The sequence below is a fragment of the Candidatus Thalassolituus haligoni genome, assembly GCF_041222825.1.
Lineage (GTDB): Bacteria > Pseudomonadota > Gammaproteobacteria > Pseudomonadales > Oceanobacteraceae > Oceanobacter > Oceanobacter antarcticus.
Genome location: NZ_CP139482.1, coordinates 764,864 through 779,318 on the forward strand (window position 1 = coordinate 764,864; position 14,455 = coordinate 779,318).

A 14,455-nucleotide genomic window follows, 5' to 3' on the forward strand; every position below is an offset into this window, starting at 1 on the left:
TTCTCCTTTGAATCAGATTTGGTTCAGACCGACAGGTAGCGGGTGATGGTGGCCTGGTCGGCCTCGGCAACGGGGACATCGAGTACGATGCTGCCTTTCTCGATCACCAGAATGCGGTCGGCGACATCCAGTGCGAAACTGAGCACCTGTTCGGAAACGATGATCGATAACTTGCGTTGGTCGCGGATCTTGCGCAGGGTACGGGCCATCTCCTTGATGATGCTGGGCTGGATACCTTCGGTCGGCTCGTCCAGCAGCAGTACACTGGGGTCGCTGGCTAACGCCCGTGCGATGGCGAGTTGCTGCTGCTGGCCTCCAGAGAGGTTGCCGCCACGCCGGTGCTGCATTTCTTTCAGCACCGGGAACATCTCGTAGAGGTCTTCCGGGATCTGGTTTTTGCCGGTTGAGGTGAGGCCGGTTTCAATATTTTCTCTCACCGTCATGGTGGAAAAAATCATCCGTCCCTGGGGCACAAAACCGATACCGGCACCGACCCGTTCATGACTTTTCAGGGGCACCAGGTCGGCACCGTTGAGTGCGGCGCGGCCTGATTTACTCGGGATCATGCCGATCAGCGACTTCATCAGCGTGGTCTTGCCCATGCCGTTGCGGCCCAGTACCGCGACGATTTCCTCGTCGCCGACACTCAGGTTCATATTGCGAATAACGTCGCTCTGACCGTAGGCCACGTTGTAATCGGTTAGCTCAAGCATTGTTTATCTCCTCGTTTACCGACTTGGCGATCAATGGCCCAGGTATACTTCAATGACTTTGGGGTCGTTCTGCACCCGTTCCATCGAGCCTTCCGACAGCACTTTGCCCTGGTGCAATACCGTGACGCGGTCGGCGATGTCGGCGACAAACTGCATGTCGTGTTCAATCACCAGTACCGAGCGGTCTTTGGTAATGCGTTGCAGCAATGCGGCTGTTTGCTGGCGTTCGGCAACCGACATGCCTGCGACCGGTTCATCAAGCATCAGCAGTTCCGGGTCCTGGATCAGCAACATGCCGATTTCCAGCCACTGTTTCTGACCGTGGCTGAGCAGGTCGGCAGGCATATCGAGCTTGTCGGGCAGGAAAATCATCTCGGCGATTTCGTGTACCTTGTCGATCACCGCAGCGTCACGCCGGAAGGTCAGCGCTCCCCATACCCCTCGGCCTTTGGGGTAGGAGAGTTCGAGGTTTTCGAACACCGTCAGGTCTTCGTAAATGGAGGGGTTCTGGAACTTGCGGCCAACTCCGGCATGAACAATCTGGTGTTCGTTCATACGGGTCAGCTCCTGGCCCTTGAACTTGATCGAGCCTTCGGTGGCTTTGGTGCGGCCGCAGATCAGATCCAGCACCGTGGTTTTACCTGCGCCGTTGGGGCCGATGATCACCCGGATTTCCTGTTCTTCGACGTACAGCGACAGATCACTCACGGCCTTGAAGCCATCAAAGGAAACCGTCAACCCTTCGACGCTCAGAACAAAGTCCTTCTGCTCGATGTGCTTGTTAACTGCCAGCATGGCTGTGCTCCTTGGTATTGAAGGTGTCGGCATTGGCGGTATTGGCGGTATTGGCGGTAGCTGAGGTCGTTGCGTTGTTAGTGGTGGTATCTGGCAGGGCAGCGGGCGTGTTGGTTTTGCAGAACCGTGCCTTGATTCGCGGCTCGATATGCGTGCTCCAGACCCCGGCCAGGCCGTTCGGGAATGCCATTACCACGCCGATGAACAAGGCACCCATGGCGAACAGCCACAGCTCGGGAAAGGATTCCGAGAAGCTGGTCTTGGCAGCGTTGACCAGTAAGGTGCCGTACACCGCGCCGAGAATAGAAAGACGCCCACCAACGGCGCAGAAGATCACCATCTCGATCGACGGCACGATGCCGACGAAGGTCGGTGACATAAAGCCCACTTGCAGCGCGAACATGGCACCACCAATAGCCGAGAACACTGCGGCCAGGCAGAAGATGAAAATCTTGAAGGCGGACACGTCGTAGCCGGAAAAGCGCACTCGGTCTTCCCGTTCCCGCATCGCTACCAGCAGCCGACCGAGTTTGCTGTTAATCACGTATTTGGCGATAAACAGACAGCCGAACAGGCAGGCAACACAGACAAAATAGAGAACGTATTTGGCGCTGTCGGTACGGATATCCCAGCCATGCAGGGTGCGCAGGTCGGTAATACCGTTAACGCCACCGGTGTAGCCTTGCTGGCCAATGATCAGGATGGTCAGGATGGCGGCGACGGCCTGGGTAATGATGGCGAAATACACGCCACCGACGCGGCGTTTGAACATGGCCACCGCGACGACAAAGGCAAAGATCGCTGGTACCGCAATAATGGCAATCAGGGTAAAGCCGAAGCTGTGGAAGGGTTCCCAGAACCAGGGCAGTGCGGTGATTTGGTTCCAGTCCATAAAGTCGGGAATTCCCGGCGTTGACTGAATGGTGGTGTTTTCCGGGCTGGAGGCTTCCAGCTTGAGGAACATCGCCATGCAATAGCCGCCAAGGCCAAAGAAAACCCCCTGGCCCAGGCTCAGAATGCCGCCGTAGCCCCAGCACAACACCAGGCCAATAGCGACGAAGGAGTAGGTCAGGTATTTACCCACCAGATTGAGGCGGAAAATATCCATCGACAACGGCAGTATCACCACCAGCAACAGCGCCAGGATCAACATATGCGTCATCTGGTAACGTGCGAAGAATTGGCTAATCGGATTCATGGGCAACCTCTTATTTCCGTATCTTCAGAGAGAACAGCCCTTGTGGACGCAGCATCAGGATGCCAACCACGACGAGCAGGGTAAGAACTTTGGCCATCGAACCACTGAGGAAAAATTCCATGGTCGATTGCGCCTGGGAGATGGTAAAAGCCGAGGCGACCGTGCCCAGCAAGCTGGAGGCTCCACCAAACACCACCACCAAAAAGGTATCGACGATATAAAGCTGGCCAGAGGTCGGGCCGGTAGAACCGATCATGGTGAAGGCGGATCCGGCGATACCGGCAATGCCGCAACCGAGGGCAAAGGTCAGGCGGTCTACCATGGCGGTATTGATGCCGACGGCGGAGGCCATCGGTCGGTTCTGCACCACGGCGCGGGTTTGTTTGCCGAGTCGGGATTTCTGCATCATCAGCCAGACGCCCACCGTTACTACCAGGGTGATGGCCATCACGAACAAACCATTGATCGGAATTTCCACCATGTCGGTCAGGGCGATGGAACCCATCAGCCAGTCGGGCAGGGTGACGCCGACTTCGCGGGTGCCAAAAATGGTGCGGTACAGCTGTTGCAAAATCAGGCTCAGGCCCCAGGTGGCCAATAGAGTGTCGAGCGGGCGTTTGTAGAGGTGCCGGATCATGGCCCATTCAACCAGCGCCCCGAGTGCCCCGGCGGCAAAGAAGGCCAGAATCAGGGCGACAAAAAAGTACGCGTCATAGAAGGATTCGGGCAGATACGACGAAAAAATATGGGATGTCAGGTAGGTCGTGTAGGCACCGAGAATCATGAATTCGCCGTGCGCCATATTGATGACGCCCATTTGGCCGAAAATAATCGCCAGCCCCAGCGCCATCAGAACAAAAACAGAAAACAGAATAAGACCGGCAAAACCTTGCATGGCAAAGATTGAGGTCAGTTCGGTCATGGTGTAATCGGCAAACATGGTGTGTCCTCCCAGTGGTTTGGAGCAGTACGAACAGCGCGATGAACGTGGTTGAAAGCGGCCCGCAGGGGCCGCTTGTTGCCGTTCTTACTGGTAACCTTTAGGGAAGGGGTTGGGTTCGATCAGCTCGGCACTCTCGTAAACCACCTTGTACTGGCCATCCAGCTGAGCGCGGCCGATGCGGGTCTTGGACCACAAGTGGTGGTTTGGATGCACGCGCACATAGCCTTCAGGTGCGGTGGTGAGTTCGATGCCAGGAGAGGCTTCACGGACTTTGTCGATGTCGAATGAACCGGCTTTTTCAACCGCTGCTTTCCACAACCATGGGCCGAGGTAGGCTGCCTGGGTGACGTCGCCGATAACAATGTCCTTGCCATATTTTGCCTTGAAGGCTTTGACGAAGGCGGCGTTGTTGGCGTTAGGCAGACTCTGGAAGTACTTCATGGAGGCGTAGATGCCGTCGATGTTCTCGCCACCGATACCGAGGATTTCGTCTTCAGTCACCGAAATGGTCAGGAACAACGGCTTCTCTTTGGTCATGTCGATACCTGCGGCTTTCAACTGCTTGTAGAACGCCACGTTGGAACCACCGACCACGGAGATAAACACTACGTCAGGCTTTTTCAGCTTGATCTTGTTGATAACGGAGTTGAACTGGGTGTGTCCAAGCGGGTAGTACTCTTCGCCAACCACTTGTTCGTGCAGCACGTTTTCGATGTGCTTGCGGGCAATCTTGTTGGAGGTACGTGGCCAGATGTAGTCCGAGCCGAGTAGGAAGTATTTTTTTGCGCCCTTGGTTTCTGACGCCCAGTTCAGACCTTCGAGAATCTGCTGGGTGGCTTCCTGGCCGGTATAAATCACGTTCGGAGACTGTTCCAGTCCCTCGTAGAAGGTAGGGTAATAGAGCATGCCGTTGTATTGTTCGAACACGGGCAAGACGGCTTTGCGGGAAGCCGAGGTCCAGCAGCCGAATACCGCTGCGACCTTGTCGCTGACCAGCAGTTTCTTGGCTTTTTCAGCGAAGGTTGGCCAGTCACTGGCACCATCTTCCTGGGTGTATTCGATCTTGCGGCCCAACACGCCACCCATGGCATTGATCTGGTCGATGGCCAGTTTTTCTGCCTGCACAGAACCGGTTTCGCTGATGGCCATGGTGCCCGTTACCGAGTGCAGGATACCAACAGTGACCGTGCTGTCGGTCACTGCCAGGCCGGTTGTGTTGGCACTGTCGGCCAGCACTGGCAAGCTGAAATGAGCCATCGCCAGTGTTGCGGGAATCGCCAGCATGTTACGTAGCAGAGTACGGCGTGTACCTCTGAGCGAGTCGTAATTCCTTGATTTTGAAATCATAATTGGGCCTCTTCATGGGTTCTGCTGTTAGCGTAAGGAACGTTGTTCAGCATCCATCATCGGCCCGGGAAAAAATATTCGCGTCTTGTGACACCGGTGTACGTACATTGACGCATACCCGCCAGCAGGGCTTGTCGTTATGGTCTTGATTCATTAGGAAAGGCGATTTGGTCGCCGTGGGTAAATACAGGTTATGCCGCAACCGTCGCCGTACTCGAGTCGCCGAAGTTACAACCGTTGGGTAGCGAATCAGACGCTGGAAGACTTTGCGTTACGCTTCACCGCCAAAAATGCCCGGCGCTGGTCAGCGGCGCGGGTTTCCAACACCGCGTTGGGGGCCATTTCGTTTCTGGCGATGGAAGCGATTGGCGCTACGGTGACGCTGATGTACGGCTTTCACTCTGCGGTGGCGGCCATCATGATGGTGTCGGCGCTGATTTTTCTGACCTCCATTCCGATCAGTTATTACGCTGCCCGGTATGGGGTGGATATCGACCTGCTCAGTCGGGGTGCCGGGTTTGGCTATATTGGTTCGACCGTTACCTCGCTGATTTACGCCTCGTTCACGTTTATTTTTTTTGCGATCGAAGCGGCCATCATGGCGTCGGCGATGGACATGCTGTTTGGCATGCCACTGTGGGTCGGTTACCTGTTCAGCTCCTTGCTGGTGATCCCGTTGGTTACCCACGGCATCACCGTGATCAGCCGCTTTCAGTTGTGGAGTCAGCCGCTCTGGATCGTGCTGCAGGTACTGCCGTTTGTGTTTATTCTCTGGCAGGAATGGTCTGCGGCGACGGAGTGGGTGAACTATCCGGGCACGATGTCGGTGGCAGAGGATAGCCATCGCGATGGCAGCCATTTTAATCTGATGTTTTTTGGTGCGGCGTCGGCGGTGGTGTTTGCCTTGATCGCCCAGATTGGCGAGCAGGTCGACTTTCTGCGCTTTTTGCCCGAGCCAAAACCAAACCATCGACTGCGCTGGTGGCTGGCCTTGCTGGGCGGCGGGCCAGGCTGGATTGTGGTCGGTATGATGAAAATTCTGGCAGGCTCCTTTTTGGCGGTGCTGGCGGTGCGTTCCGGCATGTCGATTGCCGAGGCTTCTGATCCGACCCGTATTTATTACGTGGCTTTCGGTTACCTGACCCAATCACCGATGGCGAACCTGGCTCTGACCGGCCTGTTTGTGGTGCTGTGTCAGGTCAAGATCAATGTCACCAACGCGTATGCCGGTTCCATTGCCTGGTCGAATTTCTTTTCCCGCCTGACCCACAGCCACCCTGGCCGGGTGGTGTGGCTGGTCTTTAATGTGATCATCGCGCTGTTGCTGATGATGCTGGGGGTGTATGAATCGCTGGAGCGGATTCTGGGGATTTATGCCAACGTTGCAGTGGCCTGGGTCGGGGCGCTGGTTGCCGATCTGGTGATCAACAAGCCTTTGGGTTTGAGTCCCAAACACATTGAGTTCAAGCGGGCTTACCTGTACGACATCAATCCGGTGGGATTTGGTGCGATGGTGCTGGCATCGGTGATCGGGGTGATGAGTTTTATGGGGGTGTTTGGTGCTGTTGCCCAGGCGCTGTCGCCCTACATTGCGCTGGCAACGGCGCTGGTGGTGTCGCCGTTGATTGCAATGCTGACCCGTGGGCGTTTTTACCTGGCCCGTGAGGTGATTGTGCAGGACTCGGCGGTCTGTGAATGTGTGGTCTGCAACAACCATTTTGACTCGGAAGATATCGCCAGCTGTCCGTTGTATAAAGGCGCGATTTGCTCCTTGTGCTGCACGCTGGAATCCCGCTGCCACGACCTCTGCAAGGAAAACGCCCGCCTGAGTGACCAGATTCAGCAGTTGCTGGAAATTCTGCTGCCAACCTGGATGGTGGAGCGCATGAACCCGAGGTTGCTGCAGTTTTGCGGCTTGATGGCGATTATCGGCTTTATCGTGGGTGGGCTGTTCTGGATGGTGTATGCCCAGATTCCCGCCTATGCCGAAGGACACTCATTACTCGCCGGTACTCTGATACAGGTGTATCTGCTGTTACTGATTATTATTGGTGTACTGATCTGGTTGTTTGTGCTGGCGAATGAGAGCCGGATGTTTGCCCTTAATGAATCCCAGCGCCAGACCGGATTATTGCAACAGGAGATTGCTGCACACGAAGTGACCGATCGCGCCCTGCAGCAATCCAAGGAACTGGCCGAAGCCGCCAACCGCGCCAAAAGCCGCTATCTGGGCGGCATCAGTCACGAGTTACGCAGCCCGCTGAACTCCATTATTGGCTATGCCCAATTGCTGGAAAAAGACACTACGCTGTCTGTTCGGCAACGGGACAAGGTGAAACTGATTCACCGTAGCGGTGACCATCTGGCCGATCTGATTGAAGGGCTGCTGGATATTTCCCGGATTGAAGCCGGTCGGCTGGAAATTCACCGTGACGAGTTTGATCTGCATCGTTTATTGGATGAGCTGGTGGATATGTTCCGGCTCCAGGCCGAAGACAAAGGCATTCGATTTATCTATAAGCCCGGCCCGTACCTGCCACACATTGTCCGTTCGGACGAAAAACATCTGCGCCAGATTCTGATCAACCTGCTCTCCAATGCCGTCAAATTTACTACGGTTGGTCAGGTTTCGTTAGCCATCAGCTACCGTAGCCAGGTGGCCGAATTTATGGTGACGGATACCGGCCCCGGCATCAGTGATTACGATATGCAGCGCATATTCCTGCCGTTTGAACGGATTCGTAAACCCGGTTTGCCACAGACGCCAGGGACGGGTCTTGGCTTGACCATCTCCCGTTTGCTGGCCGACATCATGGGGGGTGACATTCATGTGGACAGCCAGTCGGGCCGAGGGAGTGTGTTCCGTTTGTCGATGATGTTAGCCAGTGTGGCAACACCAGGGCCGGGGGTTGCGCCGGAGCGCAAGATTGTTGGTTACCAGGGCAGTGGGAAAACCTTGCTGGTGGTCGACGATGACGCCACCCATCGGGGGTTGATCAGTGAGATCCTGACGCCGGTGGGATTTGAGGTGCTGGAAGCAGAAGATGGCTACGCTTGTCAGCGGGTTTTACACCAGACCCATGTGGATCTGTTGCTGATGGATATCTCCATGCCGGGCATGACCGGTTGGCAGCTGCTGCGGCAATTACGTGATGAGGGTGTGAAAAGCCCCGTTGTGATGGTGTCAGCGGATGCGGAAGACCGTCAGTCCGCGCTGGCCCAGGGAGATGCCAGTGAGCAGGGCAAACGCCTGAATGATGGTTACCTGATCAAGCCGATCCGTGATCGCAAGCTGCTTGATCTGGTGGCCAGAGTATTGGATTTGCAATGGCAATATGAAGACGATGAGATTGCAGTGAACAACAAGACCGCCATCGGTAGCGATTGCGATATGACACGATCAGAAGCACGGGAACTGCTGGCGGCGGCTGAACTGGGCCATCTTGCCGGTATGGAAGCCGTGCTCGCCGACATGGAACAGCGGCAAGCTGCTGCTGATGTACAGTGGCAGATACGTCACCATCTCTCGGCCTTTCGGTTCGATGAGCTCATCACACTGGCGAAAAAGGTGATCAACCATGAAACATAGTGCGACCCACACGTCTTCCGGAACCAGCACTCGTGGGGTGGTACTGATAGCAGACGATACCATCGAGTCGCTGGGTATGCTGAATGAAACACTCGTTCAGGCTGGCTATACCGTATTGGTCGCTATGGATGGTTTACAGGCCTTGGCTGTGGCCGAAAGAATGATGCCGGATCTGATTCTGATGGATGCCATCATGCCCAACATGGATGGCTTCGAAGCCTGTGAGGCACTCAAAAAAGACCCGGATCTGGAAGGTATTCCGGTGATCTTCATGACCGGATTGAGTGACAGTATCGATGTCGTGCGCGGGCTGGAAGCCGGAGGCGTGGATTATGTCACCAAGCCGGTCAATCTGGATGTGTTGCTGGCCCGAGTTCAGGTGCATATCACCAATGCGCGCAAGACACGCCGGGCAATCGGTTCCTTGAATGAGATTGGTCAGCCCACGTTTGCCTGCGATGTGCATGGGCAACTGTTGTGGTGTTCCAGTCGTACTATTGAAGTGCTGGCCAAAGCCGGGTTATCGGAGCATGACTTTCAGGAAGCAACCAGCGCCTTTCTGGCCTCGTGGTTTGCCAGCGCACCAGAACGATTCCAGCAAGTCAGGATTGAACAGACCAGCAGCCCATTGCTGGTGAAATTTCTGGGTTTACCCGCTCCCGGTGAATATTTATTGCGGCTGGTGGATGATGACGAAGTATCACTGCGGCAAACGCTGCGCGACCATTTTCAGCTAACGGTACGGGAGGCCGAAGTCTTGCTGTGGTTATCGCGTGGCAAAACCAATCAGGAAATCGGCCGGATTCTGTCCATGAGCCCTCGCACGGTTAACAAACACCTCGAAACCGTATTCCGCAAGATGGGGGTCGAGAATCGCACCTCTGCGGCGGCTCTCAGCCTGGGTTATCTGAGTCGGCTGTGACGCGCAGTTCAACAGCCTGCTAGACTCCGGACATTGAGCGAACACAGGAAACGACAAACATGAGTCAGCAAGACAATCTGGTATGGATGGATCTGGAAATGACCGGTCTGGAGCCAGAGCGGGATGTGATTATCGAAATCGCGACCATCGTGACCGATGGTAATCTGAATCTGATTGCCGAAGGCCCGGTGATGGCGGTATATCAACCGGCTATCCTGCTGGACGCCATGGATGAGTGGAATACCCGCACCCATGGTAATTCCGGGCTGGTCGAACGGGTCAGCAACAGCACGATTACTTGTCGTGATGCGGAACAAAAGACGCTGGCGTTTCTCCGTCAGCACCTCAAGGCCGGTACGTCGCCGCTGTGTGGCAACAGCATTCATCAGGATCGCCGCTTTCTGGTCAAATACATGCCGGAGCTGGAAGCATTTTTCCATTATCGCAATCTTGACGTCAGCACCCTGAAAGAACTGGCCAAGCGCTGGAATCCAGCGGTGGTGTCTTCATTCAAAAAAGCCGGCAGCCATCAGGCTCTGGATGATATTCGTGAATCGATTGCCGAACTGGCGCACTACCGCGAGCATTTTCTGCGCTTGCCTGAGTAACTTGCCAGAGTAATTTGCCTGAGTAATTATTGCGGGAATAAGCCCCGTCGCAGCCTGCCTCAGCGTTTCGGAACCTGTGATTGTCAGGCCAGTTTATTATGGCCCCCAGCGATTGGTATCCCATAACAGCCAGCTGGCAGGGTTTTGCTTGAGCTGGTTCGACAAGGACTGGTTGATGCGTTCGGTGAGTTGGCAAGCAGACGCCTGAATATGGTCGTTGGCGGTTGGGTGTTCGGAGGTTAATGAGGCTTCAAAGATCTGCCGATAGTGGCCATTGGCTTCTCTTTGGGTATAGGTGGGTATCAGCGCCAGGTTATGGCGAAGGGCCATTTCTGCCGCGAATGTGGAGGTCCAGGCGGGTTGCCCGGCGAAGTCGAGCTGCTGGCCATTACGTCCTTTCTTGACCTTGATGTCGATCAGAATATGGGCGTTATCGCCGTTGCTCAGGTGGCCGATCAATTCGCTGATACGGGCGGTTGAAATCATCTTTGGCCCGACTCGAAAGCGGCGGTTAAAGGTCAGATAATCAAACCGTGTGTCGGCAAAATCCCGGTACAGCTCCCATGCCGGGAATCCCAGTTGCTCGATGATACGGCGGTTCATTTCCCAGTTATTGATATGACCGCTGACAAATAAAATACCTTGTTGGCGGTCTCTGGCATGTTGCAGGTTTTCCAATCCATCTATTTGGCTGCGTTGCCGTTCGTTGCCATCCATCGTGAGGGATTCTGTTGCGGTCAAGAGCAGGTTGGCGTAGTAGCGCTGGCGGATATGCTGGCGTTGTTCCACGCTGGCATCGGGAAATACGCGTTGCAGGTTGTCATCCAGATAGTGATTTTTTTTGGCCAGTAGCAGTCTGGTTAGACGGGCAATAATCGGCCCGGTAACAGAATAGTGGCTGATGCGCTGTATCCGGGTTTGGCCTGTGGCTCTGATCAACCCAACCAGCAGTGAACCCAATAACCAGAGTAGTGGCCGCAGCAGATAGCGTTGGAGATGAGGTTTCATGGCGTGTTTATCCTGGCAGGCTGTTGCATGGCCGCCTCGGGCTTGTGTGTGCAGTCGTTGGTTAAATGGGTTCCAGCCCTTCTTCGAAGATCCAGCCCCGCTGGCGGCAAAAACGGAAGATACGGTTGACGATCGGATTGGCCCAGCCGTTGAGTATGCAGAAGTCGACGCCAAGATCCAGGTGATGGGAGTTGTGTTGTTCTTTGGTCATAAAAACCCCCAGTGTCTGCAGATAACGCGCCACGATGGGGATCTGTTTACGATGAGCGCAGCTGTGCGCATATTGCGCCAGGGTCAGGGCACCGATAACCACCCAGAGAAAGAAAGATACCAGGCCGTCAATCCATCCAAGTGCGTGTAATAGCAGCAGCAGGCTGGTGCTGGGCAGGGTGATAAAATACATGGCAGGCAGGATCACCCGCAGGAAACTGCGGCGTCCCAGAGCACCGGGACTGAGATGGTGGACTTTGAAATCAAAGACGATGGTTTCCAGTGGCGAAATCTTTTTCATGGCGATCTGGCGCTTCTGTAAATAGTCTTGTGAGCCTTTGTTGCCCTGATAAAAATACAATTCCTTGAGCCCGGAATTGGGCGTGGTACGGCGATAGTCGAGAAAAAAATGAGTAATACCGGACAGGGTATCAGCACAGTAAATAGCCATGAGGCCCAGTGGAATCGCCCAGAATGATAGGGCACCGGATAATATGGCCGCGACCAGTAGACCCATATACAAGGCCAGGCACAGAGCTGCTGCACTGTAATGCAGGGTCTTGTTGCCTATAACGCCAACCATGGCCCCTGATTTGTTGGTCTTCAACATAGGCGGTGAGATCCTGGCAAGGGCATGGTTTTCCATGTGGATTGGACGAGACATGGCCATGGTATCGGGCAGGCTGGAATATTACAAACCGGCCGCTCAGGTAATCCGGCAGGTTGGATTCTGCGGGGTTACCTGAACACCGTGATGGTCTGCTTTTACAGACAGTACGCAAACATCACGTAAACATCACGCCGGTTGGCTGTCTTCTGCAACCTGCTGGATATTGGCCAGCCGTGCGACTTCGACGGCGTCGAGGAAGTCGTGGCCCCAGCGCTCAATGTCATGGTGTTGGACAACATCAAAGGCGTCGCGTATGCGGGAACGGGCTTCCGCTTCATCCATTATCAGTCCTTGCCAGGCGCTGTCGGCCAGTTCATGCGGAGAGTGGGGGTTGGTCAGCAAAGCGCCTCGCAGTTCGGCGGCAGCGCCTGCAAATTCCGACAACACCAGTACTCCGGCACCGTCCACCATGCCTTGGGTGGCAACGTATTCCTTGGCGACCAGGTTAAGGCCATCGCGCAGCGGCGTAATCCACATAACATCTGCCATGGCGTAATAAGCGACCAGCTGTTCAAACGGCACTTTGCGGAAGAAGAACTGTAACGGTGTCCAGCCAATCTGGGCAAAGCGGCCATTGATGCGGCCGACGGCCTGTTCAATATCGACTTGCAGTTCGGCATACACGGTCATTTCTGCCGCCGCCGGGACGCAGATGGTAACGAGAGTCACGTTACCAATAAGTTCCGGGTGTTCGTCCAGCAGGCGTTCGAAAGCATGCAGTTTTTCCAGAATCCCCTTGGTGTAATCGAGCCGTTCGACCGACAGTAATACTCGTGTGCCTTCGAGTTCCTTTTTCAATTGGCGTATTTGCGCCTGGATCTCTGGTTTGTCGAGGGCATGGCTGATACGGCTGAGATCGAGTCCGACCGGGTGTGCACCAAGGTGAATGATGCGGCCGTGTACCTTGATCACCGAGGTCATTTCTTCCAGTCCGACGGCACAGCCGTAGGTCATGAAACGGGGTGCACAGTTCTGTTTTTCCAGCACCTTGATCGGGGTAACGCCACGGGCGACATCGACAAAATTTTCCGACTGGCGTGGAATATGGAAGCCGATAAAGTCGCACTGCAGCAGGCTGCCGATAATTTCACGACGCCATGGCACTACGTTAAAGACGTCAGCCGATGGAAAGTAGGTGTGGTGGAAGAAGGCGATGGTGACATCGGGGCGCAGTTCTCGCAGGAACGCGGGCACCATCCAGAGGTTGTAGTCGTGAATCCAGACAACGGCATTTTCTGCTGCCTCTGCCGCTGCCCGCTCGGCAAACAAGCGATTGACCTCAAGGTATACCAGCCAGTCTTCTTCAAGAAAGGTGGCCCGCTCCCAGAAGGTGTGGAGTGTGGGCCAGAAGGCTTCCTTGGAAAATTTCTTGTAGAAAATATCCACTTGATGCGTTGTCAGGGCAACGCGGGCGGCAACCAGTTTGGGATATTTTACGATATCGACGGCGCTGCGGGTTCTGTAACCGGGAGTCGCTGGGTCAACCGTCGACCAGGCCACCCAAGAGCCGGGTTTGCCATCACCAAAAAAGCTCAGTAACGTCGGAATAATGCCGTTCGGCGAAGACGGTTGACGCTCGACCATGACACCGTTTTCGACTTTTTCTTCAAACGGCAGGCGATGATAAACCACCACCAGGTCGGATTTTCCGGTTTGCTGTTCTGCCCTGGCTTCGGCTTCGACACCGGCTTCGCCAAGAAAACCGAAGTAGTTAAAGGCTTCAAGAATGCCACCACAGCCATTTTTCTCCGCGTGATAGACCATGGTGCTGCGTTCTGTCGCTTCCAGTAAACGGCTTTCGGAGCCGCCGACACAAACGGACGGGTAGTCGAGTGAAATCATCGCCAGGTCGTTCAGACTGTCACCCGCGATCAGTACCTGATCCTGACTCAGACCCAGCCATTCTGCCAGGCTGTCGAGGGTAGAACCCTTGTTGACGCCACGGGGCAACACATCCAGATACTGGTCTGAGGAATACAGTAAATCGCACCCGAGCTGGCTGACAGCGGTTTGCAATGCTGCGGAAACGCTGCCTTGTTCACAATAGTAGGAGCAGCGGCGTTCCTGTGGCACGTCTTGGCGCTGCAGCTCGGTAAATGCAGCCAGAGCATTGGTGACTGCCAGTTCGCCAGGCCAATTCTGTTCGATTTCGCCCTGTATATGGGTAATGGGTTGTAGCGTTTCTCCATCAACGATGGTGGCGCCGACATCGCAAATAATGTAATCGGGCTGTGGGATTGACGGGTCGGACAGCAGTGGCATCACCATTTCAATCCCGCGACCGGTAACAAAGGCTAGCCGAATATCCGGGTGATGATTAATCAGATGATAGAGCTGTTGTCGATCGTCCGGGTTGCCGGATAAAAAAGTACCATCAAGGTCTGTGGCGAGTAGCATCGTGCGTATTCTCCTTCCTGGGCTGGGTTCATCTTGAACGATGGGCGGCCCTGGT

At 55.0% G+C, this 14,455-nt stretch carries 11 protein-coding genes; 3 read left to right on the plus strand and 8 right to left on the minus strand.

The features are described 5' to 3' along the window. Positions 1-23: 23 nt before the first annotated feature. The 5 genes from urtE to urtA form a co-directional block, all read right to left on the minus strand. Complete coding sequence (gene urtE / locus SOJ49_RS03430) at positions 24-713, minus strand: urea ABC transporter ATP-binding subunit UrtE (protein ID WP_369856831.1); 690 nt, start codon at positions 711-713, stop codon at positions 24-26. A 30-nt stretch (positions 714-743) separates the two neighbouring features. Further along, the gene (gene urtD, locus SOJ49_RS03435; RefSeq protein ID WP_369856832.1) at positions 744-1,508 is read right to left on the minus strand and encodes an urea ABC transporter ATP-binding protein UrtD; all 765 of its coding nucleotides are present in this window, start codon (positions 1,506-1,508) and stop codon (positions 744-746) included. Continuing rightward, complete coding sequence (gene urtC, locus SOJ49_RS03440; protein ID WP_369856833.1) at positions 1,495-2,706, minus strand: urea ABC transporter permease subunit UrtC; 1,212 nt, start codon at positions 2,704-2,706, stop codon at positions 1,495-1,497. The genes urtD and urtC overlap by 14 nt, the downstream gene beginning before the upstream one ends. A gap of 10 nt (positions 2,707-2,716) precedes the next feature. After that, positions 2,717-3,646, minus strand: a complete 930-nt coding sequence (gene urtB / locus SOJ49_RS03445; protein WP_369856834.1) for an urea ABC transporter permease subunit UrtB — start codon at positions 3,644-3,646, stop codon at positions 2,717-2,719. Between the two features lie 87 nt (positions 3,647-3,733). Next, the gene (gene urtA, locus SOJ49_RS03450) at positions 3,734-4,996 is read right to left on the minus strand and encodes an urea ABC transporter substrate-binding protein (protein ID WP_369856835.1); all 1,263 of its coding nucleotides are present in this window, start codon (positions 4,994-4,996) and stop codon (positions 3,734-3,736) included. A 193-nt stretch (positions 4,997-5,189) separates the two neighbouring features. On the opposite strand from urtA, the gene SOJ49_RS03455 reads away from it, so the two are divergent. The 3 genes from SOJ49_RS03455 to orn are packed head-to-tail and all read left to right on the plus strand — an operon-like array spanning position 5,190 to position 10,115. Further along, positions 5,190-8,585 (plus strand): ATP-binding protein, encoded by a 3,396-nt coding sequence (locus SOJ49_RS03455; protein WP_369856836.1) that lies wholly within the window; start codon positions 5,190-5,192, stop codon positions 8,583-8,585. Continuing rightward, on the plus strand, positions 8,575-9,507 hold the full coding sequence (locus tag SOJ49_RS03460; protein WP_369856837.1) for a response regulator: 933 nt from the start codon (positions 8,575-8,577) through the stop codon (positions 9,505-9,507). The genes SOJ49_RS03455 and SOJ49_RS03460 overlap by 11 nt, the downstream gene beginning before the upstream one ends. 59 nt (positions 9,508-9,566) lie before the next feature. Further along, the gene (gene orn, locus SOJ49_RS03465; protein WP_369856838.1) at positions 9,567-10,115 is read left to right on the plus strand and encodes an oligoribonuclease; all 549 of its coding nucleotides are present in this window, start codon (positions 9,567-9,569) and stop codon (positions 10,113-10,115) included. Between the two features lie 96 nt (positions 10,116-10,211). Here the strand turns inward: orn and SOJ49_RS03470 are convergent, their stop codons facing one another. The 3 genes from SOJ49_RS03470 to ggpS form a co-directional block, all read right to left on the minus strand. After that, the gene (locus tag SOJ49_RS03470) at positions 10,212-11,123 is read right to left on the minus strand and encodes a lysophospholipid acyltransferase family protein (RefSeq protein ID WP_369856839.1); all 912 of its coding nucleotides are present in this window, start codon (positions 11,121-11,123) and stop codon (positions 10,212-10,214) included. 61 nt (positions 11,124-11,184) lie between these two features. Then, positions 11,185-11,943: a fatty acid desaturase CarF family protein gene (locus SOJ49_RS03475; protein WP_369856840.1), complete on the minus strand. Its 759-nt coding sequence runs from the start codon at positions 11,941-11,943 to the stop codon at positions 11,185-11,187. Between the two features lie 186 nt (positions 11,944-12,129). Continuing rightward, positions 12,130-14,400 carry a glucosylglycerol-phosphate synthase gene (gene ggpS / locus SOJ49_RS03480; protein ID WP_369856841.1) on the minus strand — a complete coding sequence of 757 codons (2,271 nt, stop codon included), beginning with the start codon at positions 14,398-14,400 and terminating at the stop codon, positions 12,130-12,132. Positions 14,401-14,455: the final 55 nt, after the last annotated feature.

Coding starts and splice junctions, on each gene's coding strand:
- SOJ49_RS03455 (WP_369856836.1), top strand. CDS start 5,190: ATGCCGCAACCGTCGCCGTACTCGAGTCGCCGAAGTTACAACCGTTGG.
- SOJ49_RS03460 (WP_369856837.1), top strand. CDS start 8,575: ATGAAACATAGTGCGACCCACACGTCTTCCGGAACCAGCACTCGTGGG.
- urtD (WP_369856832.1), bottom strand. CDS start 1,508: ATGCTGGCAGTTAACAAGCACATCGAGCAGAAGGACTTTGTTCTGAGC.
- ggpS (WP_369856841.1), bottom strand. CDS start 14,400: ATGCTACTCGCCACAGACCTTGATGGTACTTTTTTATCCGGCAACCCG.
- urtA (WP_369856835.1), bottom strand. CDS start 4,996: ATGATTTCAAAATCAAGGAATTACGACTCGCTCAGAGGTACACGCCGT.
- urtE (WP_369856831.1), bottom strand. CDS start 713: ATGCTTGAGCTAACCGATTACAACGTGGCCTACGGTCAGAGCGACGTT.
- urtC (WP_369856833.1), bottom strand. CDS start 2,706: ATGAATCCGATTAGCCAATTCTTCGCACGTTACCAGATGACGCATATG.
- SOJ49_RS03475 (WP_369856840.1), bottom strand. CDS start 11,943: ATGTTGAAGACCAACAAATCAGGGGCCATGGTTGGCGTTATAGGCAAC.
- SOJ49_RS03470 (WP_369856839.1), bottom strand. CDS start 11,123: ATGAAACCTCATCTCCAACGCTATCTGCTGCGGCCACTACTCTGGTTA.
- orn (WP_369856838.1), top strand. CDS start 9,567: ATGAGTCAGCAAGACAATCTGGTATGGATGGATCTGGAAATGACCGGT.
- urtB (WP_369856834.1), bottom strand. CDS start 3,646: ATGTTTGCCGATTACACCATGACCGAACTGACCTCAATCTTTGCCATG.